Source organism: Salinivibrio socompensis S35 (assembly GCF_000513715.1).
Taxonomy (GTDB): Bacteria; Pseudomonadota; Gammaproteobacteria; order Enterobacterales; family Vibrionaceae; genus Salinivibrio; species Salinivibrio socompensis.
This window is the reverse complement of record NZ_AQOD01000068.1, coordinates 1-25,477: the sequence shown is the minus strand read 5'-3', so window position 1 is coordinate 25,477 and position 25,477 is coordinate 1. Positions and strand designations below refer to the sequence as shown.

Here is a 25,477-nt window from a genome sequence, read left to right as displayed (position 1 = left end):
GATTGATAAAAGAGACACCTAAGCTTTTGTGGATCAGGCAAGCATGACAATTCAAGACGCATTTCAAGATGGTGGCCTAGCAGCCAACATTCCCTCGCAAACTCTCGTGATTAAATTGGGCACCAGTGTGCTTACGGGCGGCTCGACGCGCTTGGATAAAGCACATATGGTTGAGCTAGTTCGTCAGTGTGCACGGTTAAGACATCAAGGTCATCAGGTGATTATCGTCTCATCCGCAGCCATTGCGGCAGGGCGAGAGCATCTGGGGTATCCGGTATTAGCCGATACGGTAGCGAATAAGCAAATGCTTGCCGCCGTCGGCCAGTGCCGTCTAATCCAAACGTGGGAGCACCTGTTTGGCTTGTACGGCTTTCAGGTTGGCCAAATGTTATTAACTCGCGCCGATTTAGAACACCGAGAACGTTTTCTCAATGCGCGTGACATGCTTCATGCACTACTAGAGAACGGTATTATTCCTATTGTGAACGAAAACGACGCGGTGGCCACTGCTGAAATAAAAGTTGGAGACAATGATAACTTGTCGGCACTGGTGGCGATTTTAGCCGATGCTAACAAGCTGTTACTCTTAACCGATCAGCCAGGCCTATTCACCGCGGATCCTCGCACCCATCCCGAGGCTGAATTGATTCGTGAAGTGCACACGATTGATGAAACCTTGCGTAAACTTGCGGGCGGCAGTGCCGGCGGTTTGGGTACGGGAGGAATGGCAACCAAACTCCAAGCGGCGGATATTGGTCGCCGAGCCGGTATCGAAGTGACGATTGCAGCAGGCAGTAAGCCGGAGGTGATCCAAAAAGTCGCAGCCGGTGACAATGCGGGGACACGCTTTTTACCCTTAGAAAGCCCTTTAGAAAGCCGTAAACGTTGGATCCTGGCCGGCCCTCCGCCAGCAGGTGACATTGTGGTTGATGCAGGTGCTGTCACCGCCGTGACGCAACACGGAAGCAGTCTATTGAGCAAAGGCATTGTCGCAGTGAAAGGCGAATTTGCTCGTGGAGAGGTGGCGCGAATTGAATCGGTTGACGGAAAGTGTCTGGCTCGGGGGATCTGTCGTTATGCTGCCAGTGATTTGCGCCGTATTGCGGGGGCACATAGCCAACAGATTGCGGATATTTTAGGCTACGAGTATGGCCCGGTTGCGATGCATCGTGACGATCTTGTGGTCATCGACGAATAACATCCAGAAGAGACGAACAGAAGAGACCAATAAAAGATGAGCTTACCAACGATGGGTAAGGCGGCAAAAGACGCCGCCTACCAACTGGCAGTGACACCAACGGCGACGAAAAACCAGGCGCTAGCGATCATTGCGGATGAACTTGATGCACAGCAAGTGGCGATTTTAGCCGCAAACCAAACCGATCTCGCCGCCGCTCGCGAGACAGAGATGGATGCGGCGATGCTGGATAGACTCACACTGACCCCTGAACGTCTCACCAATATCGCAAAAGATGTTAGGCAAGTCATCGCATTAGCCGATCCTGTCGGTCAACAGTTCGATCATAAACTGCTCGAAAATGGCCTGTCATTATCCAAGCGACGTGAGCCGTTGGGCGTGATTGGTGTGATTTATGAAGCACGCCCAAATGTCACCATTGATATTGCTGCATTATGCTTGAAAACCGGCAATGCCAGTATTTTACGAGGCGGAAAAGAAACGTTCGCAACCAATCAGGTGCTTGTGAATGTTATCCAAACAGGGTTAGAAAAAGCAGGTCTCCCGCTCGCATCCGTTCAGTATATTGATAAACCCGATCGCGCCCTCGTCTCTGAATTGCTGACCCTTGACGACTACGTGGATATGATTATTCCCCGTGGCGGGGCAGGGCTGCATAAAATGTGCAAGCAGAACAGTACCATCCCGTGATTATCGGTGGCTTTGGGATTAGCCATCTGTATGTTGATCACAGTGCTGATCTTGACCGGGCCCCAGACGTGATCCTCAATGCGAAAACAGACCGCCCGTCAGCATGCAATGCATTAGACACTTTGTTAGTTCATAAAGATGTCGCTGCGCAGTTGTTTTCTCGCTTAGTCCCGCTTTTTAATCAACATGGATTGAATGTTGTCGCAGCATCAAGTGCATTGCCTTATCTAGATGGTGTAGCACAGCTGCGTGAGGCTCAAGCGAATGATTTTGATACCGAATGGCTAGGGCTGACATTAGGGGTGGCCGTCGTCGATGACGTGAATGAAGCGCTTGCTCACATGCGATCGCACAACGCGAGCCATTCTGATGCGATTTTAACCAATGACGTACAATCAGCGGAAACGTTTATTAATGGCGCGGGCTCGGCAGCGGTCTATGTGAATGCATCAACGCGGTTTACTGATGGCGCACAGTTTGGTCTAGGGGCGGAAGTAGCGGTCTCTACCCAAAAGCTCCATGCCCGCGGACCAATGGGGCTCGAAGAGCTGACGACCTATAAATGGGTCGGTAAAGCGGATTACCTATCTCGCGTATAATGACGAGCATTAGTCAGCCATAATCGGCCTAAAAAAGCCGCAAGTGAGTTCACAACTTGCGGCTTTTTCTTATTTATAATTTTCTTATTTATAAAGTGTATCTAAGACGACAAAGTTATTTAACTTCAACGCCTTTTGCTTGCAAGTCTGCATGATAAGAGGAGCGAACAAACGGGCCACAGGCTGCATGCGTAAAGCCAAGATCCAGCGCGATTTCTTTCAATTCATCGAACTCTTCTGGCGGTACATAGCGCTCAACCGGCAAGTGGTGACGGCTTGGGGCGAGATACTGTCCCAGTGTTAACATAGTGACACCATGTGCGCGTAAGTCTTTAAGCACCTCAATAATTTCTTCTTTGGTCTCACCGAGACCCATCATCAATCCCGACTTGGTGGGTACGTCTGGATGCATTTCTCCAAACTTTTGCAACAGATCCAGTGACCACTGATAATTAGCTCCTGGACGCGCTTTTCGGTACAAACGCGGCGCCGTTTCTAGGTTGTGGTTGAAGACATCCGGTGGATTGTCGCGCAAGATATCAAGAGCTTTATCCATACGACCACGGAAGTCAGGGACCAGTGTCTCGATTTGAATATCAGGGTTAAGCGTACGGATTTCACGGGTGCAATCGACAAAGTGCTGGGCGCCGCCGTCACGGAGATCATCACGATCCACCGAGGTGATTACCACATAGCGCAGCTTCATGTCCTTGATAGTCTGTGCCAAGTGTTTTGGCTCTTCACTGTCAGGTGCGACGGGACGGCCATGGGCTACATCACAGAATGGGCAGCGACGAGTACAGATAGCACCTAAGATCATAAAGGTTGCTGTACCGTGGCTAAAGCACTCAGCTAAGTTAGGACACGAGGCTTCCTCACACACCGAGTGAAGGTTATTTTTACGCATCGCGTCCTTAATTTCTTTGATGCGCGCAGTTTCAGCCGGGAGCTTGATTTTCATCCAATCAGGCTTGCGCAGCACTTCTTTTTGCTCGGTCTGCATATTTTTGACCGGGATAAGCGCCATTTTATCGGCGTCGCGGTATTTAACGCCGCGTTCCATCTGAATCGGTTTGCTCATAAATCGCTGCTTTCCGTTGTAAACTCAACCTGAGAGTAACCTAACTGTTGAGTTAAAGTGTCTACCAGCACAGGTTGGACGTCAGCAAGTGTGACGTGGTCAACCTGATCGCTCAGTTGCGTCATGGCCATACCGGCATACCCACATGGGTTGATGCGCTGGAATGGTGATAAATCCATATTGATGTTTAGTGCCAATCCGTGGAATGAGCATCCGCGACGGATACGGAGCCCAAGAGAACATATTTTTGCATCGTTAACGTATACACCGGGCGCATCGGGTCGAGCATAAGCGTCAACGTGAAAGTGAGCCAGGGTATTGACGACAAGATTTTCAATATGGCTCACAAGTGCCCGTACACCGACTTTTTTTCTTTTAAGATTAATTAGGAAATAGGCTATCAGCTGACCAGGACCGTGATAGGTGACTTGCCCCCCACGGTCAGATTGTACGACTGGAATGTCTCCCGGGACCAAAATATGTTCCGTTTTTCCCGCTTGCCCTTGGGTAAAGACGGGATCATGTTCAACCAACCAGACCTCATCTTGGGTCTGTTCATCACGTGTGTCGGTGAAGTCACGCATCTGTTCCCAGACGCGTGAATACGGTTGACGGCCGAGGTGTCTCACAACGAGTTGGTGCTGCAAACCCATTTCCCATATTGTTGTCAGTGGCGATATTATAGAGCCTGGCGGCGTGATTAAAAGCCGCCAGTCGTGTGGGTATTTGAACTAGAGGACCATACGGACAATATCAATCTCGCCGAGTTCTTTATAAAGCGTCTCAACTTGCTCAATGGAGGTGGCGTTGATGGTAATAGATACCGAATGGTAGTTGCCTTTCGCACTCGGCTTGACCGATGGACTATAGTCGCCTGGGGCATGGCGTTGGATCACACCTAATACGCGATCCGGTAGCTCGGGTTTCGCTTGGCCCACTACCTTATAGGTAAATTGGCAAGGAAATTCCAGCAGGTCTTTTAATTTTGGTTGCTCTTGCATGTAAACTCCCAATAGCATGCCTACTAAGACACACGTTTGTGCGATTGATCACGATTAACGCGAAATACTAATCGGCTAAGAGTCAGAAAACAAGCCGCCCACGAGGTTAGAGGGCGGCGTGAAGTGGGGGTTATCCGAGTAAGTTTTTGAACATCATCACGATGTAGTCAATGAAACGGCTAAAGATACCGCCTTTTTCGACATCGTTTAGGGCAACCAGTGGGTATTCAGCGATGTCTTCATCATCAACCTGATAGAACAACTTACCGACCACATCGCCTTTACTGATAGGTGCTTCGAGTGTTTGTTCTAAAACAAAGCTCGCTTTTAGATCGCGTGATTTACCGCGAGGGAGGGTGACAAAGGTATCTTCTGTCACACCGAGTGCGACTTCGTCAGTGTCACCCATCCACACTTTCTCGGTGACAAAGGTTTCATTCGCTTTGTGTGGCGCGACCGTTTCAAAGAAGCGGAAACCGTAGTTCAGCAGCTTTTTACTCTCTGCTTTACGGGCATTGGCGCTCTTGGTGCCCATCACCACAGCGATAAGGCGCATATCGCCCTCGGTCGCTGAGGTGACCAAGTTGTAGCCCGCGCCATCGGTGTGGCCGGTTTTAATCCCATCCACATTCAGGCTTTTATCCCATAGCAAACCATTCCGGTTGTATTGGGTAATGCCATTGTAAGTAAAGGCTTTCTCTTTATAGATGCGGTATTCGGAGGGGACATCGCGGATGAGCGCTTGGGCAAGTAACGCCATATCATACGGCGTAGTGTAGAGATCTGTTGAATCTAAGCCGTGAGCATTCGAGAAATGAGAGCTGTCCATGCCTAAGGTCTCGCCCCAGCGATTCATTAGGTCAACGAAGGCATCTTCTGAGCCAGCAACATGTTCAGCCATCGCCACACAGGCGTCATTACCCGATGAAATAATGATACCACGGTTAAGCTCTTCCGCTTTAACCGTGGTGCCGACTTCGATAAACATCTTTGATGAGCCTGGAAAATTTTTCGCCCAAGCATTCTCACTAATGACAACATCATCATCCATTGAAATGTTACCACGCTCGACTTCTTGGCCGATGACGTAGCTGGTCATCATCTTAGTTAGACTAGCGGGGTTGAGGCGCTCATGGGCATTATTTTCTGCCAGCACCTCACCCGAATGGTAATCCATCAGGACATACCCTTTAGCTGCTAGTTGCGGCGCATCAGGGACGACGGCGGGGGCAGCTTGGACTGTAGCAGTGGCGAGCACAGCCGCGGAAAGCAGCGCGCGTATGCGAAAAACGGTTTTATTCATCATTGTTAGTACTTTTGTCGGTTATCGATGTCGATACTGTGCTACCACTATACCAAATTGCGTGGAGAGCAACAGGCTCGATTTCGTTAACTTATTGATTGTTAGTTTTAGCACTTGTTACCGATGTGTCAGTATTTACAAGTGCCTCGGTGACGATAAAGGCGCCCGGCAATTGGTGCTGTTTTGCTGTGCGCATCGCTTGTTGTGCCTGGTCGCGATCATAAAACGGGCCAAAACGAACTCGGTAGACGTTATCACGACGCGCGATATGGTTAGGTAGAGCATGCTTTTTTGCTAATTGTTCCGCGGTTTGATTGGCTTTTAAGCCATCAGAAAGGGCCGCCAGTTGAACATAATAGGCATGATGCCGCGCGGAGTGCCACTCATCGTCCCCAGGCTTTTCGGGGGAGAGAAGCCGCAGTGATACAGGCGCAGTGCCCGTCTTTAACACGCCTAACTTCTTCGCGGCGGCATAGCTAAGATCGATCACGCGTTGGTTGTGAAAAGGCCCGCGATCGTTAATACGGACGATGGCCTTTTTGCCATTATTTTGGTTAGTCACTTCAACATAGCTAGGCAGTGGTAATGTTTTATGGGCCGCTGACATTGAGTACATATCGTAAATTTCGCCATTCGAGGTGCGATGGCCGTGAAATTTCTCTCCATACCAGGAAGCAATCCCCGCTTCTTGGTAACCTTTTGGCTCACGTAAAATCTGGTATGACTGCCCATTTAACGTGTAATCTTTATTCCCGGCGAGACTATAAGGCTCGTATTTAGGATGCGCGTCCTCAACATGAATCGTTTGTGGGAGTCGCTCCGGGGCTTTGTCATTGTGCATATCGTAGCGCCCTTGCGGGTTGCTACAGGCACTCAATAAGAGGGGGATGATAACAATAAGAATCGCTCGCATGTTTATGCCCTGGATAACATTTTTCGGTGAGTGTGAATGGACATCAGAATCCCAAAGCCAGCCATTAACGTGACCATTGAGGTCCCGCCATAACTGATCAAGGGCAAGGGTACCCCAACTACGGGTAAAATTCCGCTTACCATGCCAATGTTGACAAAAACATAAACAAAAAAGCTCAACACAATACTGCCTGCCATCATACGGCCAAAGGCAGTTTGCGCTCGGCTTGCCAACATTAATCCACGTCCAATCAAAAAAAGATACAACGCCAATAGGGCACAAACACCGACTAAGCCCCACTCTTCAGCGATGACGGCAAAAATAAAATCAGTGTGGCGTTCAGGGAGAAATTCGAGTTGCGATTGTGTTCCTTGTAGCCAGCCTTTACCGGTTAAGCCGCCCGAGCCTATCGCGATTTTGGATTGAATAATGTGATAGCCGGCACCGAGCGGATCCGATTCCGGGTTAAACAGGGTAAGCACTCGTGTACGTTGGTAACCGTGCATCAGGAAAAACCAAAGAACAGGGACAAAACTGGCAAGGGCGATCACAGCGGCGGTGATTATTTTCCAACTAATACCGGCTAAGAACAACACGAATATGCCTGATGCGGCAATCAATATTGCGGTGCCTAAGTCGGGTTGCTTGGCAATCATGATTGTGGGCACAAATAATAAAAATAGCGCAATTAGCAAGGTAACGAGTTTAGGGGGAAGTGGGTCTTTACCAATAAAGCGAGCTAGCATTAAAGGCACGGCCAATTTGATGATTTCGGAGGGTTGGAAAGTAACAAACCCAAGATCAAGCCAGCGCTGTGCTCCTTTGGCTGTTTCCCCGACTAATAATACCGCCGCTAATAACACCACACCAACAGCGTATAAATAGGGGGACCAAAATTCATAGTGCCGAGGAGGAACTTGAGCGAGTGCAAACATCACTGCCAGCGCTAGCAGCATACGCATAGCTTGGCGCTCCATCATCACCATGCTTTGGCCACTGGCGCTGTACATAACCACCAGCCCAAAACCCATCAGTAACAGAATGCCAATCAGCATGGGCAAATCGAGATGTAAGCGATCAAACAAAGAGCGTTTGGCGCTGGCCTGTGCTAACGAACTCATTATTTAACCTCTTCCGTTTCTTTATCTTCTGATAAAAGGTGATCGAAGATACGGCGAGCTATCGGCGCGCCATTGCTTGACCCGCCACCGGCATTTTCAAGCACCATCGATACCGCGACTTCGGGATTTTCAAATGGGGCAAATCCCATAAACAGCGCATGGTCGCGCAGATGTTCGGCGATTTCATCAGCGTTGTACTTTTCATCCTCCGCTAAACCAAAGACCTGTGCGGTACCGGATTTTCCTCCTGACAAATACTCCGCGGAGCGGAAAGCACGACGCGCGGTTCCTTTACGCCCATGGTTAACCAACTTCATGCCTTCTAAACCGACATCCCAGTATTTATCTTCGACATCTTTTATCGGTGGGAATGGCTCAGCCTTTGGCTTGTGCTCACCTGTTTCATCACGGGTTTTCATCAACAGTTTTGGCGCTTTCACCTCACCACGATTAATCAGAACCGTCAGCGCTTTGACGATCTGCATCGGCGTGGCCGTCCAATAGCCTTGTCCGATGCCTACAGGAATGGTGTCGCCTTTGTACCAAGGTTGCCGATAGCGACTCATTTTCCACTCTCGGTTCGGCATATTGGCGCTGCTTTCCTCTTGAATATCAATTCCGGTATATTGGCCAAAACCGAACTTTTCCATCCACATTGACAATCTGTCTATTCCCATGTCGTAGGCAATTTGATAGAAGAAGGTGTCAACAGACTCTTCGATGGACTGAACAATATTGACCCGACCATGGCCCCATAGACGCCAATCACGGAAGGGACGGGTATCTGAGTTTGGTATCTGCCAGTAACCGGGGTCATTGCGTGTGGTCTTAGTGGTGACCACCCCTTCTTCCAGCGCCGAAACGGCGATAAAAGGCTTAACCGTTGAGGCTGGCGGATAAATGCCTAGAGTCGCTCGGTTAACGAGTGGGCGATCTTTATTGTTCAGTAACCCTCGGTACTGTTTGCTAGAGATACCATGGACAAATAAGTTAGGGTCGTAGCTTGGGGTCGACACCATGGCTAAGACTCCCGAGGTCTCCGGATCAACCACGACCACTGCCCCCCGGCGATCGCCAAGAATACCACGCACGTAGAGCTGCAAATCAATATCAAGGTTGAGGATTAAGTCTTTTCCAGGCTCAGGGGGGACGTATTTAAGTGTCCGGATCACGCGGCCTCGGCTGTTCACTTCGACTTCCTGATAGCCTGCTTTTCCGTGCAAGACTGACTCGTAGTACTTTTCAAGCCCTAACTTGCCAATGTCACGGGTGGCTTTGTAATTGTTTAACACTTCTTTTTGCCTGAGCTTGGCGATATCGCGATCATTAATCCGAGCGACATAACCCAGTACGTGGGTCAATGCGTCTCCGTAAGGATAATGCCGCTTTAAATAGGCTTTGATTTCAACCCCAGTAAATTGATGCTGGTGGGCTGAAAATATCGCAACTTCTTTGTCAGTGAGCTGCGTTTTGAGTGCCACGGCATTAAAACGGCGAGAGCGACGACGTTCTTTTTGAAAAAGCGCGATCTCTTTATTACTCAGTGATAACAAGGTTTTGAGCTTTTTTAAGGTCGCTGGCATATCATCGACTTGCTCAGGCGTCACCTCTAGATGATACACCGGACGGTTTTCGGCTAGCAGCTTGCCATTGCGGTCATAAATAAGACCACGGTTAGGCGCAACAGGGACGACTTTAATACGGTTATCATTCGAGCGAGTTTGGTAGTCTTGATGCTCGGTCACTTGAATATGATATAGATTGGTGAGCAAGCCCCCGACAAGTGCCACTATGCCGATAAAGGAGACAATCGCGCGGCGCACAAATAACGCAGCTCGGTGCTGTGGTCTCGGATTTCAACTCGTTGGCGCTTCATCTGTCGTTATTCTCGATGATAAGGGTGGTTGGTGGTGAGACTCCAAGCGCGATAAAGGCTTTCTGCCATCAGCACCCGAACCAGCGGGTGAGGCAGTGTCAACGGGGAAAGTGACCAGCTTTGCTCCGCGGCCGCTTTGCAGTCGGGCGCTAACCCTTCTGGACCACCAATTAGGATGGCGACATCGCGCCCGTCTAATTTCCACTTTTCCAATTGGCTGGCTAATTGCGGTGTATTCCAAGGCTTACCTGGGATATCTAAGGTGACAATGCGGCTACCACGATGAACAGCCGCGAGCATGGCTTCACCTTCTTTTTGTAAAATACGGGTAATGTCGGCATTTTTACTGCGTTTACCCGCAGCCACTTCAACCAGCTCAAGGGGCATGTCTTTGGGAAAACGGCGTTGATATTCTTCAAAGCCTTGTTGTACCCACTTGGGCATTTTATTGCCCACAGCAATTAACTGGATTTTCATGGATTAGTTCCAGAGTTTTTCCAGTTGATAAAGCTGGCGTTGTTCTTCTTGCATGACGTGTACCATGACATCGCCTAAATCCACCACGACCCACTCACTGTCATCTTTACCTTCGGTACCCATGGTGCCTATATCCGCCGCTTGGGCTTGCTCACAAACGTGCTCGGCAATCGAGGCCACGTGGCGGCGCGAATTGCCGGTACAAAGCACCAAAAAATCAGTGATGCAAGATTTCTCTCGCACGTCTAGCGTCACGATATCGCTGGCTTTTAACTCATCGGCCTTGTCGGCGACAAACTGTTTTAATTCGGTAGCTTGCAAAGAGAACCTCTATGTCTGTGCTGATTGTATTAAGTGGCAGTATATCACTTGGCAGCCCTTTGGACACGTTAGGGCGTCAGAGGTTCGGCGGGTTGGCACATAAGTGCACAAAAATAGTGCAGATTGGGCCAAGGGTCACGACCAAAATCGGTTTTTAGCTGTACCTCTAACTCAGCGAGCTGGCGCAGCAGTGAAGCGAGACGTGCCTTATTTAGGCGGTTGAGGGCAGCAGTGATCATTGGCCTCCGAGCTTGCCAAACACGTAGCTGATCGAAAATTATGTTGATTGGCCGCCCTTGTTGCCCTTGTTCTTGCATTGTATAGAGTTGTTTAAGCTCTTTTTGGATCAAACGCAGTAACAATGTTGGCTCTTCGCCTTCGGCATGCAGTTGTTCGATAATACGCTGTGCGCGATTAGCCTTACCGGCCAGTAGCGCATCGGTCAATTGGAAAGGGGTGAAGTGATGATGCCGTGACAACGCACTTTCAATGCGAGGCAAGGTAAGAGCACCATCGGGATAAAGCAAGTGGAGGATTTGTAAGCTTTGCACCAGCGCGAGTAAGTTGCCTTCATGCCATTGCGCAAGCAACTGCAGCGCGGGTTGATCAGGTTTCAGCCCGAGATTGCGGCAGCGCTGTTCAATAAAACGGGGCAGGTGACGCGCATCTGGGGTTTGGCAGACCACATACAAAGCTTGCTTCGCCAATGTGGTAAACCATTTGGCATTTTCTTGCTTTTTATTCAGCCGTTCGCCTTGAACGAGTAGAAGAATATCAGGATGCAGATAATTTGCTAGCTCGGTGAGTTGCTTGGCTTGGGCGCTACTCAAACCATTTTCAGGGCAGGTCAACTCAATGATTTGCCGGGAAGAAAACAAGCTGAGTGCTTGGCAGCAGTCAAAAACCTCTTGCCAATCTAATTGGCCATCAATAATAAACTTATGATGCTCTTCAAAGCTTTGAGTGCGCGCAGCGTGGCAAATGGCATCGCGAGACTCGAGTTTTAGCAAAGGGTCAGAGCCAAATACCAAGTAAGTTTGACGCAGTGGCTGATTAAGCTGCTGCGCCAATTGTTCCGGATAGGTTCTCATCATTGCGTTGGCGCTGTCTCAGTTTGACGCGTTTCGATGATTACATTGGGCTCAGCAGGCGTCTTCCCTTGCTCGAGTTGTTCTAATGCCGCTTGCTCCGCTTGCTGACGTTCAAAGTCTGCGATGTCTCCTTTTAGTTGAGAGAGCTGACGCATAATTTGGCGGGTCGCCTCGGTACGCATTTCTGCCTCTAACTTATTTTGCTCGACGGATTTGGCCAACGCGGTCAGTGGGTTATCAAGAAAGTTACGGCTCAAGGTCGTATTATAGGTATAGCTGCCTTTTCCTGGCACGGTGACACGATATCGCGCGACATAGCGAAATTCTTTTTCTGCTACCCGGCTATTTTGATATAGCGACAAGGTTTGTGCGCTATTACTTTCGCTGAGCAACTGGATATTCGCGATGTCGTCGGATGGTGACACCATCTGAACGTTATGTTGACGCAAGGCGTTGCGCATTTGGCGAGTTAGCTCCCCATAAGGGTCAAAACTCGTTAATGATACTTTGTCTACCTCATCGGGCAGGTTATAGCTGCCACGCAAGGCAAACCCGCAAGACGCGATGGTCAATGAGACCATCGCGACGAGCAGGGAGCGAAGCACAGTGTTAAACAGATTCACTCCATCGCTCCTTGTTAGTTAGCAACAATATTAACCAGTTTCCCTGGTATATAAATCACTTTGCGAACCGTTTTACCGTCGGTAAATTTGACTACGTTTTCGTCTGACATGGCTTGTGCTTCAACAGCTTCTTTCTCAGCGTCGGCGGCCACGGTGATCTTGGCACGTAACTTACCGTTCACTTGCACAATGATCAGCTTTTCCTCCTCGACCAAGGCCGCTTTATCGGCTTGCGGCCAATCGGCACTGTCGATATCGGTTTCGCCCAGGGCCTGCCAAAGCGTGAAGCTGATATGCGGAGTGATTGGATACAGCATCAATACGACGGCTTTGAGCGCTTCGTCTAATACTGCACGGTCTTGTTCATTGTCCTGTGGCGCTTTAACCAAGCGGTTCATGAGCTCCATGATCGCGGCAATGGCCGTGTTAAAGGTTTGACGACGGCCCATATCATCACTGACTTTGGCGATCGTTTTGTGCACATCACGGCGCAACGCCTTTTGATCATTATTGAGCGTATTCACCGCCAGCGCAGCCACATCGCCTTTCTGGTGATGCTCATAGACCAGTTTCCACACACGGCGCAAGAAACGGTGTGACCCTTCCACGCCTGACTCTTGCCATTCCAACGTCATGTCTGCGGGGGCGGCAAACATCATAAACAGACGCATGGTATCGGCACCGTATTTTTCCACCATTAACTGGGGATCAATACCATTATTCTTCGACTTTGACATCTTGGTCATGCCGGCGTGGGAAACCGCGTTCCCTTCGCTGTCGACTGCATTGATAATGAAGCCTTTGCTGTCTCGTTCAACGGTGACATCAGTCGGTGATACCCATACGCGTACCCCTTTTTCGTCGGTGTAATAAAACGCATCGGCGAGAACCATGCCTTGGCATAGCAACTGCTTAAACGGTTCGTCGCTGTCGACCATATTTTCATCGCGCAACAGCTTATGGAAAAAGCGTGAATACAACAGGTGCATACAAGCGTGCTCGATGCCACCGATATATTGATCGACCGGTAGCCAGTAGTTGGCAGCGCTTGGATCCAGCATTTGATCTGCTTGCGGAGAGCAATAACGTGCGTAGTACCACGACGATTCCATAAAGGTATCGAAGGTATCGGTTTCACGCAGGGCCGGCTTACCTTGGTATTGGGTTTGAGCCCATTGCTTGTCGGCTTTGATGGGGCTTTGTACACCATCCATCACCACATCTTCTGGCAAGATAACAGGCAGTTCTTCCTGAGGAACAGGAACCACCTCACCGTCTTCGGTGTTCAGCATCGGGATCGGCGCACCCCAATAGCGCTGACGAGAGACGCCCCAATCGCGCAAGCGGAAGTTAACCGTTTTCTTGCCTTGTTCTAACGACTCAAGCTTGCTCGCAATCGCATCGAAGGCCGCGTTAAAATCTAACCCGTCAAACTCCCCCGAGTTAAACAGCTTGCCTTTTTCGGTATATGCTTGCTCTGACAAATCGGGCGCATTGCCGTTTTCGTCAAGGATAACCGGCTCAATATCTAGCGCGTACTTGCTGGCAAACTCGAAGTCACGTTGGTCATGGGCAGGGACTGCCATCACCGCGCCAGTGCCGTAGCCCATCAACACGAAGTTGGCGACAAAAATCGGCACACGGCGACCGTTTAATGGATGCGTGGCATACAAACCGGTCGCCATGCCTTTTTTCTCCATCGTCGCCAGCTCAGCTTCAGCGACTTTGGTATTCCGGCATTCTTGAACGAATTCGGCCAAGGCTGGGTTGTTTTTAGCCGCGGCCTCCGCGAGTGGGTGACCGGCCGCAATGCCAACGTAAGTCACGCCCATCAACGTATCTGGACGCGTGGTGTAAACGTCGAGTGAAGGGTGTTCGCCTTCGACATCAAAGGTGAGTTCGACACCTTCTGAGCGACCAATCCAGTTGCGCTGCATGGTTTTTACCATGTCCGGCCAGCCGTCAAGTTTATCGATATCGGCTAACAGCTCATCGGCATAGTCAGTGATTTTGATAAACCACTGCGGAATTTCTTTTTGCTCGACCGGGGTGTCGCAGCGCCAGCAGCAGCCTTCGTGAACTTGTTCGTTGGCGAGTACCGTTTGGTCGTGTGGACACCAGTTAACTGACGAGGTCTTTTTATAAACCAGGCCTTTGTTGTATAGCGTGGTGAAGAATGCTTGCTCCCAACGGTAGTAATCGGGGCGACAGGTGGCGACTTCACGGCTCCAGTCGTAGCCAAAGCCCAGCATTTTGAGCTGGCCTTTCATGTAATCAATGTTTTCGTAAGTCCAAGGCGCGGGCGCGGTTTTGTTTTTGATCGCGGCCCCCTCGGCTGGAAGACCAAAGGCATCCCAACCAATCGGCTGCATGACATTTTTGCCTTGCAGTCGTTGATAACGGGAAATAACGTCACCGATGGTGTAGTTGCGGACATGCCCCATGTGCAGTCTGCCACTGGGGTAAGGAAACATAGAAAGACAGTAGAATTTTTCTTTGTTAGGGTCTTCATGAACCACAAAGGTTTTATTGTCATCCCAATGGGTTTGAACTTTTTGTTCAATATCTTGCGGGCTATATTGTTCTTGCATCGATGGCTTCCGAGATTCTGTGAGAAAGATAAAACCAGAAAGAGAAATATCAGCATAGAATAACGAAAGGCAGAGACCGCAACAACACTTGAATCAGGACAGGACCATGAATAAAGACAAAGAACCCCAACAACGTATCATCGAGCGGGTAAAAGAGGCGTTAGAAAGCAGCCCCGAGGCTCTATCCCATTGGGTGAGTTTGTCCGATCAATACCTCAAAGCCGCAGCCGATCTCTCCAAAGATGAGTGGGCCTTGATCGAGGCGTACTTTAAACGTGATGTGAAAGCGTTCGGTGAGCAGTACGATAAATCTCAAACCGAAGAGATTGATAGCCAGGTGTTCAATGATCTAATTGCTAACTCGATTTGGGAGCAATTGGCAGAGATCACCGATCGTACGCAGCTAGAGTGGCGTGAAGTATTCGACGACCTTCAGCATCATGGTGTTTATGAGGCGGGTGAAATCGTGGGGCTGGGCGTGTTGCAATGTGAGCAGTGCCATCATCAAACGCGGCACAACCGGGTCGATGTGATTGCCCCTTGCACACAATGTGGCCATCGCTACTTTTCCCGCCGCCCTTATCCGGTTTAAGCCAAGTTTAAGGACTTGGCTTGTATGTTTAAATGCCTAAGAAGCGTCGTCGTGCCCTTCAAAGCGTTGACGTTCTTCTTTTTCTACTTGAGAAAGACGCGGGAGCTTCAGGCCTTGTGATTGACCCATCCAACGGGCAAAGACAATGTTACAAGCAAAGGCGGCGGTGACGAAGATAAGCTCTGCGGCGGCCAACCATCGCTCGCCTTCATCGACGTAGAGAATGGTAAGGGCGTGTAAGAAATAGAACATCAAAATAAAATTGGCCCACGCATGGGTAAAGGCTTTGCCTTTGATGATCCCAGGCAAAGAGAGCAGCAAAGGGATTGTCCAACCGATGGTCACCGCCCATGCATTCAGGTGAGGATGGGGCGATAAGTAGGCGTGCCACGCGACCACCCAAGCAATGAGGCCAAGGTTACTCAGCAAAGACAATTTACGCATGAATGCGAGCCGAGGATCTGTCACGGTCATATCCTTTTATCCTAGATGGTGGTGAAAGGTGTGGGCAAAACGCGCCAGGCGTTGGCCTAATGTTTTGGCGATTTGCTTTTCGTCTGCCATTAAAGGGTGATGGGGCGCCGCAACACTGGATGCACCGTAAGGCGAGCCTCCGCCTTCTGTGGTATGAAGCGCGCGTTCGCTGTGCGGGACACCCACTAGCATCATACCATGGTGCAGTAAGGGGATAGTCATGGTGAGCAGGGTGGTTTCTTGTCCACCATGCAGCATAGAGCCGGCACCAAATACTGCGGCGGGTTTATCAATTAAGGCACCAGATAACCATTCGCCACTGGTGCTATCGATAAATTGCTTCAATGGCGCGGCCATATTGCCAAACCGTACCGGGCTACCAAGCGCGAGGCCATGGCAGTCTATTAAATCTTGGCGGGTGACAAAAGGATCGGTTGGCGAGACGTCCGGTATGTTGCCATCGATATAAGCAGGTAGCTCGGGTACGGTCCGTAACACTGCCTCGACGCCCTGAGCTTCAATACCGCGTGCCACTTGTTGAGCAAGCTTACGCGTATTGCCTGAACGGCTGTAATAAAGCACGAGAACTTGTGTCATTGAACGAGCACCAACACGTTTTCAGGGGGACGGCCGATGACTGCTTTTTCGCCTTTAACGGCAATCGGGCGTTCAATCAATTTGGGATTATTGACCATCGCATCTAACAACTGCGTCTCCTCCACCGAGGCGTCTCCCAAGTTAGCTGCCTTATAATCGGCTTCTTTGGTACGCATCATGTCGCGAAATGACGTCACGCCCAGCTGTTGTTTCAACACACGGAGCGTGTCGGCAGATAACGGTGTCTCTAGATATTTGACAATCGTCGGCGTGACGCCCTCGGATTCAAGCAATTTGAGGGTTTCTCGGCTTTTTGAGCAACGAGGGTTGTGGTACAGCGTAATAAGGCTCACAACATCTCTCCTTTTTTCGTTGAGTTTATCAATCACTGAGTGCTTTAAAGCGTGCCTGCTGGTGGCGTAATTGGTCGAGGCGCGCATCATAACGCGCTTGTGCCAAGCTACCTAACTCAGCCAATTGCGCCGCTTGGGTGTAGTTACGAATAGCTTTGTTCCATTGGCCGCGCAAGGCGTAGCGTTCCCCTTGTGCGGCTAATTCACCGTCACGGTGTGTGCCAGTACTTTCGTACGCTTGTTGTAACAAAAACCACCCGTTGCTGTCATCGGCATATTGATGGGTGTACCGCTCTAATGGCTTGATGGCTTCACCGCCACGTTTGGCTTTTACTAGCGTGTAAGCATGGTTGAGCAACAATACGCGATTGCTGGGCTGCTGGTTTAAGGCTTGGTCTAGACGAGATAACGCTTTGTCATACTGCTTTGTGCCAATATCTAAGTCGGTCATCGCGTCAATATAAAAACGATTATTGGGCTGTGCTTTGATGAGGGGCGCCAGTCTCTCCCGCGCCTTTTCAAAGCGCCTTGCGTCTATATCTAACAGCGCCATACCGTAATCAAGGCTGTGTTTTTCTGCCGGCGAGGCCTCTTTGTGCCGTCGTTCAAACCAGTCCATGGCTGAGTGATCTGCAATGCCACTGTATCGGGCGACGATGCGCGCGCGTGCCAGCTGATAATCTGGCGATACAGGGACCCGTTTTTGTGGGTATTGACGGGCGCGCGCTCGGGAGTCGGTGATCCGCGATGCCGGCAATGGGTGAGTGCTGAAATACTCCGGCATTTGGCTGGCATAGCGGTACTCATCGGCTAATCGTGAGAAAAAGCGTGGCATGGCCTCAACATCGAAATCCGCGCGTGCGAGGGTTTCAATCCCGACTCGGTCGGCCTCTTCTTCATTGCGACGGGTAAAGTTTATTTGGCTTTGCATACTCCCTGCTGTTGCCGCATGGGCCGCGGCAATGCCAGCCTCAGGCGCAGCAATGGCGAGCATTAAAGAGCCGACTAAAGCGGCCACCGTGAAGGGGGAGGTTTGCGCTTGGGCTTCCATACTGCGCGCGAGATGGCGTTGCGTGACGTGCGCAATTTCGTGCGCCATGACAGATGCCAGTTCGCTTTCTGTTTTCGCATGCAAGAAAAGCCCAGAATGCATGGCGACATAGCCGCCAAAAAAGGCAAACGCATTGATCGCTTGATTATCAATGAGAATAAATTGAAAAGGGGTGCGGACATCGTTGGCGTTCGCCACGAGTCGATGCCCGAGGGCGTTAACATATTCACTGAGTAAAGGATCATCGATAATCGGCTTGCTGGCTCGCAGCATCCGCATATACGCATCACCAAACTCTGTTTCTTTCGCCACCGACAGCGTACTCGCGGCAGCAGTGCCAATGCTAGGTAAATCACTTTGATATGACTCGATGTTCGCTGACACAGGCGTACTGATGAGTGCCCCCGCGAGCGCATAGGCGACGAGATGGCGAGCCATTTTCCCTTTCCTAGAGCAAGATGCACGTGGCGGCATAAGTGTCATTACCTTTTAAAATGCGCAGGTGTCCCCAACGATAGACCGATAAAACCTGTCTGGGTTTCGTTGGCGTTCTATCTAATGTCCATTACAATACGGACGATAATACCGACCGGTGAGACAGAATGGAATGTCAAACACTTGATTTACGAGCGTATGTTTGCCCAATGGCACTGCTATTAGCTAAGCGCGCGGCGGCGTCTTTGCGTGCCGGCGAGCAGTTAGTGATTTTACTGGGCGATCAAGGCGCAAAAAACGACATTCCAACGTACTTTACTCGTGAAGGATTTACCATTGCTTGGTTAGATACGCTAGACACGCGTTTACACGTCACAAAACAATAACGAGCCTGATATGTTTAAACTGTTACATCGCTGGTATCGGCGACGCTTTTCCGACCCACACGCGGTCAGCTTGGTGCTGATTCTTTTGGTCGGTTTTGTCACCCTCTATTTTTTCGGCAATTTATTGGCGCCTTTATTAGTGGCCATTGTGATGGCGTATCTACTGGATTGGCCGGTGAATCGTCTCAATCGAATTGGGCTGCCTCGCACGTTATCCGTCATGGTGGTGATCACCTTGTTTGTTGGCCTGACATTCATGGCACTGTTTGGCTTGGTACCGACGATTTGGAACCAAGGCATAAGCTTAGTGGCCGATGTGCCGAATATGTTCAATAATATGCAGGCGCTCATGCTGAGCCTGCCTGAGCGCTATCCAGACCTTATCAATCCACACATGGTGAACACCTTTGTTGATACCTTACAAAATAAGGTGTTGAGCCTGGGGGAAACCCTAGTCAAAGGTTCTTTATCATCATTGGTTAACTTGGTCGCGGTGGCGGTCTACTTGATTTTGGTCCCGTTATTGGTTTTCTTCTTGCTGAAAGATAAAACCGAAATGCTGGCCATGTTTAAAGGGTTGCTGCCGCGTAACCGCCGGCTTGCGTCTCGGGTTGGCCATGAGATGAACCAACAGATTTCGAACTACATTCGCGGGAAAGTGACCGAGATTATCATTGTTGGTATTACTAGCTATCTTACCTTTATGTTGCTGGATCTTCGCTACGCGGTATTGCTGAGTGTCGCTACGGGCTTTTCTGTGCTTGTCCCCTATATCGGGGCAGCCGTTGTCACGGTACCGATAGCGATTGTGGCCCTGTTTCAATGGGGACTTGAACCCGGTTTTTGGTATGTGATGATCGCCTATGGCGTGATTCAAACCCTCGACGGTAACGTGCTTGTGCCAGTGCTCTTCTCGGAAGCGGTCAATTTACACCCGGTTGCACTAATCATCGCCGTACTGGTTTTCGGTGGACTCTGGGGCTTTTGGGGGGTATTTTTTGCTATTCCATTGGCGACCTTAGTGAAAGCGGTATGGCAAGCACTGCCCGAAATTGAGCTCGATGATGATCCAAAAAAAGACGTGGAGTGATCCATCTTGTTTTCAAGCTCCTAAATAAAGGAGCTGAGCGGCACGAGCGTAGGCTTTACCGTGATCAGTTTGGCCCATAGAAGTAGTAACGAAAAACAGGGTTGGCATGGTACAAAATAGGCAAGAACATACGCACTTAAAAGGGTTCCGGGTTGCAGTGATCGGTGGCGGCGTCGCGGGCACGACAGCAGCAATGCGACTGGCTGAGCGCGGCATTGATACCCAGGTGTTTGAAGCGGGAACCGGGCTGGTGAGTGGCCCTCCTATCTGTCATCTTCATGCGGGCGGCAATTTGTATCGAGAAATCTCGCTCGATCAGTGTTTAACCTTACTGGATCAGTCCGTTGCGACCGTACGCATGTATCCACACTCTGTGAATCGTCGCCCAACCGTGTTGGCGGTGCCAGAGCAAGACCCAGGATCGTTAGACAGTGTGATTGCGCGATTAGAAACCTTGCGCGAGCGTTACGCCCAATTGGTTGAGCTAGACAGCGCGAACAAAGTGATGGGCGAGCCCGCTGATTATTTCCGCTTGTATCAGCAATCTGACCTTGAAGCGCTGAAAGCAAAAGACTACCGCAGTATTACCGACTCGGCTGACCAGTGGATGTGGCCGGTGGCGCAGTCGCTGGATCTGAGTGCGATGAAGTACCCGTTGGTATTGGTGCAAGAATACGGGCTGAGTGTGTTTCGCCTTGCGGCGGAAGCGCAATTAACGCTTGTGGACGTACCGCATTGTCAGCTCAACTTTAATCACAAAGTGGTTGATACCCAGCAGACAGCGTCAGGTTGGCAAGTGACCTATCAAGATAAAGCTGGCCAGACGCACACCACCGAGGTTGACTACCTAATCAATGCCGCCGGGTTCCGCACGGGAACCATTGACGACATGGCGGGGTTTGGTCGTCAGCGTTTGGTTGAGTATAAGGCGGCTTACGTGGCCCACTGGACGCGTACCGAGTATCAATGGCCAGAAATTATTGTCCACGGCCAACGTGGTACACCACAAGGCATGGCACAACTGACGCCTTACCCTGATGGCTTCTTTCAGTTACATGGCATGACGCAAGACGTGACCCTCTTTGAACGTGGTCTGGTAAAAAGCTCAGCGCAATCCGCGCAACCGAATGTCGACGCACGCTATGTGAAAAATATCGATCAAGGTTGGGATTGGGAGGAAGTTTGCGAGCGAACCGATCGCGCCATCGACCACTTTGCCCAATGGCTGCCTGAATTTAAACACGCAGAAGTCGGGGGGAAACCTTTGTGCGGGGCACAACAAATTCCAGGCGAGGATTCATCGCTGCGGGCCTCGGATGTGTCTTTCGATGGTGAACGCTATGCGCGAATGGAAATCGTCAAAGCCTCGTCGGCGTTAACAGCGATAAACAAAGTGCTGACTCAGTTTGAAGATGCGGGCTGGATCTCGCCAACGTCTCAGTACGTTATGACGCGTCCGTCGACCGATAAGATTATCAATGTCGCGTGTGAATTTGCGGTACAGCGCGGTTATCCGGAAGCATTGGCAAAGCCCGTGAGCTGAGTGAATCCATGCTCATATTCTAAAAAAGCGCACGATCAATCGTGCGCTTTTTTTAACAAGTAGGATAAGGTGCCATCCTAGGCTTGGTTCAGGAAATCCAACACCACTTGGTGATGATCTTTGGTCTTAAATTTGTTGAACACATGTTCAATTTTTCCATCTTTACCAACCAAAAAGCTCAGGCGGTGAATGCCGTCATATTCTTTCCCCATGAACTTCTTGAGTCCCCAGACGCCAAATGCATCGGCTACGGCATGGTCTTCGTCGCTCAATAGTGTGAAATTGAGTTCATCACGTTCGACAAAGCGGGTCAATTTTTTTGACGGGATCTGGCTGATACCTAATACCACGGTATCCAGCGCGTCGAGTTCGGTCTTGGTGTCACGCAAAGAGCAGGCTTGAGTGGTGCAGCCTGGTGTCATGGCTTTGGGATAAAAATAGACCAAGACGCGTTTTGCGCCTTGAAACTGGCTAAGCGTGACGGTATCGCCATTTTGATCTTGCAGTGAAAAATCGGGCGCTTGAACGCCTTCGGTTAATGTTTGCATGCGCTGCGTTTCCTTTTTGTCGGTAAACCGAATTCACGATGATAGAGGGTGTTCGAGATTACGCAAGTTTTTGATATGACGATCACGGGCTTGACAGCGTTTTACCTTTTATTGACGCTAACCAGACGCTGATTCGATGATAAAATCTTAAACTTGAATGTGGCGGTAAAAAATGTCGAATAAGACACGCCTGAGCGCAGGGTTATTCTTGTGTTTACCCAGCGCCAAAAGTAACATTGCAAGCATCACCAATAAGGGAGACGAACATGGTTTCTGGAAGCATAGTGGCGCTCGTCACACCCATGGATGCACATGGCGAAGTGGATTACGTGAGCCTAGAACAACTGGTCGAGTTTCATATCCAAGCAGGCACCGATGCGATTGTCGCAGTGGGCACAACGGGTGAATCGTCAACAGTAACCGTGGATGAGCACATTAAAGTGGTGCTGAAGACCTTAGAATTTGCTGATGGACGGATCCCCGTTATCGCAGGAACGGGAGCAAATGCCACCCATGAAGCGATTACCTTCAGTAAAATGTTTGCCGGGTCGGGCGTTGCTGCTTGTTTGAGTGTGACCCCTTATTACAACAAGCCAACTCAAGAAGGCTTATTCCAGCATTATAAAGCCATTGCCGAGGCGACGGACTTACCCCAGATTCTTTATAACGTCCCGGGTCGTACTGCGGTAGATATTCAGCCTGAAACGGTGGCGCGCTTGGCGGAGTTTGACAATATCATCGGATTAAAAGATGCAACGGCCGATGTGAGTCGAGTCGCCATTCATCGGGAACTTTGTGGTGATGACTTCCTCTTATTCAGTGGTGATGATTTAACAGGCTTGAATTTGTTCTCGCCGGTGGGCACGGGGTGATTTCGGTCACCAATAATGTTGCCGCCGCGCAAATGGCCAAAATGATTCAATTGGCACGTGCCGGTGATGCGAAGCAGGCGCATGCAATCAACGAGACGCTGATCCCTTTACATCGTCACCTTTTTGATGAAGCTAATCCGATCCCTGTGAAGTGGGCAGTCCGAGAAATGGGATTGATTGCGGATGGGCATCTTCGTCTGCCATTAACCGAATTAAGCGAGCATTTGCGCCCAGATGTCCGAGAGGCCATGCAGGTTGCAGGTGTTGTTTAAGCCGTTGGAGTGTCAATGAAACCAGTATTTAAGCTCGGCCTTTGTGCCATCATGGTCACCGGGCTGGTGGCCTGCAGTGGTGGCGCCGAGCAACGCCGTCAAGCCAAAGATGATTTTAGCTACTTGCAAACCACCCCGTTGTCGCAGTGGCAAACCTTGCCGGATCAAGCGCCTTATTTTTCCACTAATTATCAAATCCCTGAGCAAGACTTTCAGGGAGAAGTGGGCAAAAATGTCGATATTCGTCCGCCCCGTCAAGTCCTCGATTTAGTCCCAGGTGCGCGTATCGAGCGTGATAGCCGTGGGGTAACCATTGCGGTTGCTAATGAGAAACAGCTTAGCCAATTGTGGGAAACCGTCGAGCGTCTCGCGAGCGATGAGACTATTCCTGTTGAGACACACACCGCGGATCAAATCGACACCGGCTGGATTGCTTGGGAAAAAGAAGATACGGCTCATCAAGCACGCTTCCGCCTGTCACGTCTTGAGCAAGGGCACCGGTTTGCACTGGGTGTCAATATGATTGATTCACGCGCTAAGGCCAGTGATGAGCCTCTGACACCAGCAGAACGGGAGCGCTATAACACCTTAATGACCAATCTGATTACGGTGAATCATGATGCCGCGTTACGTGCTGAAGCCCGTCGTTTAGCAGAGCAACGCCAGGCAGATATTCCGATGAGTTTTGGCACCGACCGCAGTGGTTTGCCAGTGATTATTGCGCGCGCCCCATATGACGTCGTGTGGGAGAAGCTTCCTGGGATGATTAAACCGCTCGGGTTTACAGTAGAAAGTCGCAACCAATCGCAAGGCACTGTGAAAACACGTCACGTTGCTCCCAGTGATGAGCGCTGGCAAGCGCTCGGGGTAGAACCTATTTCGCTACCAGATAATAGCTATACCTTGCTGCTAGGAGATTTAGGTAACCGTACGTCAATTAACGTGACCAACAGTGATGGAAAACCTGTCAAGAAAGCCACACTGGAAGCGCTCAGCCGGGCGTTGAAAGCGGCCATTGCGCAGCTTAGTCAGGCCACATCGCAGTAATTTTATAGGGACGCCAAACAGCGTCCCTTATTTTTAGCGCCTAATGGAGAAAATAGGTAATGGAAAAACGTGCTGAGTTGTATCGCGGGAAAGCTAAGTCTGTGTATGCAACGGATGATGAGAACCGCTTTGTTCTGCACTTTCGCAATGACACCTCTGCGTTTGATGGTGAGCGTGTTGAGCAACTTGCGCGAAAAGGCGAAGTGAATAACAAGTTCAATCACTTCATCATGCAAAAGCTTGAGCAGGCAGGTATTCCCACCCAAATGGACCAACTGTTGTCCGATACCGAGTGCGTGGTGAAAAAGCTCGATATGATCCCGGTTGAGTGTGTGGTAAGAAACATTGCCGCGGGTTCACTCTGCCGCCGACTGGGCGTAGAAGAGGGCACAGCACTCACCCCGCCCACCTTTGAGTTGTTTTTAAAAAACGATGCGCTGCATGATCCTATGGTCAATGAATCACTGTGTGAATCTTTAGGGTTCGCTACCCAAGCACAACTCGCGACCATGAAGTCGTTGACGTATCAGGTTAACGATGTGCTTAAAGCAATGTTTGCTGAAGGTGACTTATTGCTGGTGGACTACAAGCTGGAGTTTGGCGTCGATGCGAACGGTAATATAGTGCTTGGCGATGAATTTAGCCAGATGGCTGTCGTTTGTGGGATGCCAACACGCGAGAAAAACTGGATAAAGACCGCTTCCGCCAAGGCCTCGGTGGTGTAGTAGAAGCGTATATCGAAGTGGCACAGCGTATCGGCTTAGCCTTATAATTTTTGGATTTTAAAAGCAAACGTTTGCGTTGCAAATAAATAAAATAGCGCCATAACAGGGCGCTATTTTTTATGTGAGCAAGAAGTTGCTCAGCTTGGCAACTTCTTGCTTGGTGCTGACAAAAAATTGGTCAGTGTATATTTAAACTATTGAAAATAAACAAATAAAAACTTGGCATGAAATTGGCATGTTAGTGATGACGCATAACCAAGGGGGTTATGCCTAATGACTAAATACTTATAGGAGCAACTATGCCAACGCCATGTTATATCTCGATTGAAGGTGAAACTCAGGGTTTGATTACTGCTGGTGCCTGCACCGCTGACTCAATCGGTGATGCATTCGTTGAAGGCCACGAAGATGAAATGCTGGTTCAACAGTTTAATCACAATGTCACCGTCCCGACCGACCCACAGTCCGGTCAGCCATCAGGTCAACGTGTTCACAAGCCTTTCAAATTCACCGTCGCGCTCAACAAAGCCGTTCCTCTGCTTTATAACGCGCTGTCTTCGGGTGAGAAAATGTCTACCGTCGAGCTAAAGTGGTACCGCACCTCGAT

The 25,477-nt window shown here is 50.0% G+C and carries 23 protein-coding genes and 4 pseudogenes; 10 read left to right on the top strand and 17 right to left on the bottom strand.

The features are described 5' to 3' along the window. Nucleotides 1-43: 43 nt before the first annotated feature. Together proB and DZ54_RS20300 are read left to right on the top strand one after the other, a co-directional pair. Nucleotides 44-1,198, top strand: a complete 1,155-nt coding sequence (gene proB, locus DZ54_RS0108720) for a glutamate 5-kinase (protein WP_025673791.1) — start codon at nt 44-46, stop codon at nt 1,196-1,198. Between the two features lie 36 nt (nt 1,199-1,234). Continuing rightward, a pseudogene (locus DZ54_RS20300) lies at nt 1,235-2,487 on the top strand (glutamate-5-semialdehyde dehydrogenase). A gap of 115 nt (nt 2,488-2,602) precedes the next feature. On the opposite strand, the gene lipA reads toward DZ54_RS20300, so the two are convergent. The 12 genes and pseudogenes from lipA to leuS all read right to left on the bottom strand — a co-directional run bounded on the left by lipA (nt 2,603) and on the right by leuS (nt 14,885). Beyond that, a complete protein-coding gene (gene lipA, locus DZ54_RS0108710; protein ID WP_025673790.1) occupies nt 2,603-3,568 on the bottom strand; it encodes a lipoyl synthase in 966 nt (321 codons plus the stop codon). Further along, a complete protein-coding gene (gene lipB, locus DZ54_RS0108705; RefSeq protein ID WP_025673789.1) occupies nt 3,565-4,215 on the bottom strand; it encodes a lipoyl(octanoyl) transferase LipB in 651 nt (216 codons plus the stop codon). Before lipB ends, lipA begins: the two co-directional genes overlap by 4 nt. Before the next feature lie 84 nt (nt 4,216-4,299). Beyond that, nucleotides 4,300-4,569, bottom strand: coding sequence for a DUF493 family protein YbeD (gene ybeD / locus DZ54_RS0108700; RefSeq protein WP_025673788.1), 270 nt, complete (start codon nt 4,567-4,569; stop codon nt 4,300-4,302). Between the two features lie 130 nt (nt 4,570-4,699). Continuing rightward, nucleotides 4,700-5,872, bottom strand: coding sequence for a serine hydrolase (locus DZ54_RS0108695; protein WP_025673787.1), 1,173 nt, complete (start codon nt 5,870-5,872; stop codon nt 4,700-4,702). 91 nt (nt 5,873-5,963) lie between these two features. After that, nucleotides 5,964-6,785 (bottom strand): septal ring lytic transglycosylase RlpA family protein, encoded by an 822-nt coding sequence (locus DZ54_RS0108690; protein ID WP_025673786.1) that lies wholly within the window; start codon nt 6,783-6,785, stop codon nt 5,964-5,966. 2 nt (nt 6,786-6,787) lie between these two features. Next, nucleotides 6,788-7,906: a rod shape-determining protein RodA gene (gene rodA / locus DZ54_RS0108685; RefSeq protein WP_025673785.1), complete on the bottom strand. Its 1,119-nt coding sequence runs from the start codon at nt 7,904-7,906 to the stop codon at nt 6,788-6,790. Further along, nucleotides 7,906-9,782 (bottom strand): annotated as a pseudogene (gene mrdA, locus DZ54_RS20295) (penicillin-binding protein 2). Before mrdA ends, rodA begins: the two are co-directional and overlap by 1 nt. A gap of 6 nt (nt 9,783-9,788) precedes the next feature. Continuing rightward, nucleotides 9,789-10,259 (bottom strand): 23S rRNA (pseudouridine(1915)-N(3))-methyltransferase RlmH, encoded by a 471-nt coding sequence (gene rlmH / locus DZ54_RS0108675; RefSeq protein ID WP_025673784.1) that lies wholly within the window; start codon nt 10,257-10,259, stop codon nt 9,789-9,791. A 3-nt stretch (nt 10,260-10,262) separates the two neighbouring features. Continuing rightward, nucleotides 10,263-10,580 carry a ribosome silencing factor gene (rsfS, locus tag DZ54_RS0108670; protein ID WP_025673783.1) on the bottom strand — a complete coding sequence of 106 codons (318 nt, stop codon included), beginning with the start codon at nt 10,578-10,580 and terminating at the stop codon, nt 10,263-10,265. A 68-nt stretch (nt 10,581-10,648) separates the two neighbouring features. Next, on the bottom strand, nt 10,649-11,671 hold the full coding sequence (gene holA, locus DZ54_RS0108665) for a DNA polymerase III subunit delta (protein ID WP_025673782.1): 1,023 nt from the start codon (nt 11,669-11,671) through the stop codon (nt 10,649-10,651). Next, nucleotides 11,671-12,294 (bottom strand): LPS-assembly lipoprotein LptE, encoded by a 624-nt coding sequence (locus DZ54_RS0108660; protein WP_025673781.1) that lies wholly within the window; start codon nt 12,292-12,294, stop codon nt 11,671-11,673. The genes holA and DZ54_RS0108660 overlap by 1 nt, the downstream gene beginning before the upstream one ends. Before the next feature lie 14 nt (nt 12,295-12,308). Further along, nucleotides 12,309-14,885, bottom strand: coding sequence for a leucine--tRNA ligase (gene leuS / locus DZ54_RS0108655; RefSeq protein ID WP_025673780.1), 2,577 nt, complete (start codon nt 14,883-14,885; stop codon nt 12,309-12,311). A 106-nt stretch (nt 14,886-14,991) separates the two neighbouring features. On the opposite strand from leuS, the gene DZ54_RS0108650 reads away from it, so the two are divergent. Then, nucleotides 14,992-15,477, top strand: coding sequence for a zinc ribbon-containing protein (locus tag DZ54_RS0108650; protein WP_025673779.1), 486 nt, complete (start codon nt 14,992-14,994; stop codon nt 15,475-15,477). A gap of 36 nt (nt 15,478-15,513) precedes the next feature. On the opposite strand, the gene DZ54_RS0108645 is transcribed toward DZ54_RS0108650, so the two are convergent. The 4 genes from DZ54_RS0108645 to bepA are packed head-to-tail and all read right to left on the bottom strand — an operon-like array spanning nt 15,514 to nt 18,390. Continuing rightward, the gene (locus DZ54_RS0108645) at nt 15,514-15,951 is read right to left on the bottom strand and encodes a DUF2069 domain-containing protein (protein ID WP_025673778.1); all 438 of its coding nucleotides are present in this window, start codon (nt 15,949-15,951) and stop codon (nt 15,514-15,516) included. 6 nt (nt 15,952-15,957) lie between these two features. Then, nucleotides 15,958-16,548: an NAD(P)H:quinone oxidoreductase gene (wrbA, locus tag DZ54_RS0108640; RefSeq protein ID WP_025673777.1), complete on the bottom strand. Its 591-nt coding sequence runs from the start codon at nt 16,546-16,548 to the stop codon at nt 15,958-15,960. After that, nucleotides 16,545-16,901, bottom strand: a complete 357-nt coding sequence (gene arsC, locus DZ54_RS0108635) for an arsenate reductase (glutaredoxin) (RefSeq protein ID WP_025673776.1) — start codon at nt 16,899-16,901, stop codon at nt 16,545-16,547. Before arsC ends, wrbA begins: the two co-directional genes overlap by 4 nt. 28 nt (nt 16,902-16,929) lie before the next feature. After that, nucleotides 16,930-18,390, bottom strand: a complete 1,461-nt coding sequence (bepA, locus tag DZ54_RS0108630) for a beta-barrel assembly-enhancing protease (protein WP_025673775.1) — start codon at nt 18,388-18,390, stop codon at nt 16,930-16,932. A 164-nt stretch (nt 18,391-18,554) separates the two neighbouring features. Here bepA and DZ54_RS0108625 point away from each other — a divergent pair, with 164 nt between their 5' ends. The 3 genes from DZ54_RS0108625 (at nt 18,555) to DZ54_RS0108615 (ending at nt 21,406) form a co-directional block, all read left to right on the top strand. Then, nucleotides 18,555-18,773 carry a sulfurtransferase TusA family protein gene (locus DZ54_RS0108625; protein WP_025673774.1) on the top strand — a complete coding sequence of 73 codons (219 nt, stop codon included), beginning with the start codon at nt 18,555-18,557 and terminating at the stop codon, nt 18,771-18,773. Between the two features lie 10 nt (nt 18,774-18,783). After that, nucleotides 18,784-19,863, top strand: coding sequence for an AI-2E family transporter (locus tag DZ54_RS0108620; RefSeq protein WP_025673773.1), 1,080 nt, complete (start codon nt 18,784-18,786; stop codon nt 19,861-19,863). A gap of 106 nt (nt 19,864-19,969) precedes the next feature. Further along, a complete protein-coding gene (locus DZ54_RS0108615) occupies nt 19,970-21,406 on the top strand; it encodes an FAD-dependent oxidoreductase (RefSeq protein ID WP_025673772.1) in 1,437 nt (478 codons plus the stop codon). Between the two features lie 77 nt (nt 21,407-21,483). Here the strand turns inward: DZ54_RS0108615 and bcp are convergent, their stop codons facing one another. Further along, on the bottom strand, nt 21,484-21,954 hold the full coding sequence (bcp, locus tag DZ54_RS0108610) for a thioredoxin-dependent thiol peroxidase (protein ID WP_025673771.1): 471 nt from the start codon (nt 21,952-21,954) through the stop codon (nt 21,484-21,486). 266 nt (nt 21,955-22,220) lie between these two features. Here bcp and dapA point away from each other — a divergent pair. From dapA to tssD, 4 genes and pseudogenes are all read left to right on the top strand, one after another. Beyond that, nucleotides 22,221-23,098 (top strand): annotated as a pseudogene (dapA, locus tag DZ54_RS20290) (4-hydroxy-tetrahydrodipicolinate synthase). Nucleotides 23,099-23,113: 15 nt separating this feature from the next. Then, nucleotides 23,114-24,145, top strand: a complete 1,032-nt coding sequence (bamC, locus tag DZ54_RS0108600; RefSeq protein WP_025673770.1) for an outer membrane protein assembly factor BamC — start codon at nt 23,114-23,116, stop codon at nt 24,143-24,145. Between the two features lie 59 nt (nt 24,146-24,204). Next, a pseudogene (gene purC, locus DZ54_RS20285) lies at nt 24,205-24,917 on the top strand (phosphoribosylaminoimidazolesuccinocarboxamide synthase). 252 nt (nt 24,918-25,169) lie between these two features. Continuing rightward, the coding region (gene tssD / locus DZ54_RS0108590; RefSeq protein WP_025673769.1) for a type VI secretion system tube protein TssD at nt 25,170-25,477 on the top strand (308 nt) is incomplete at its 3' end.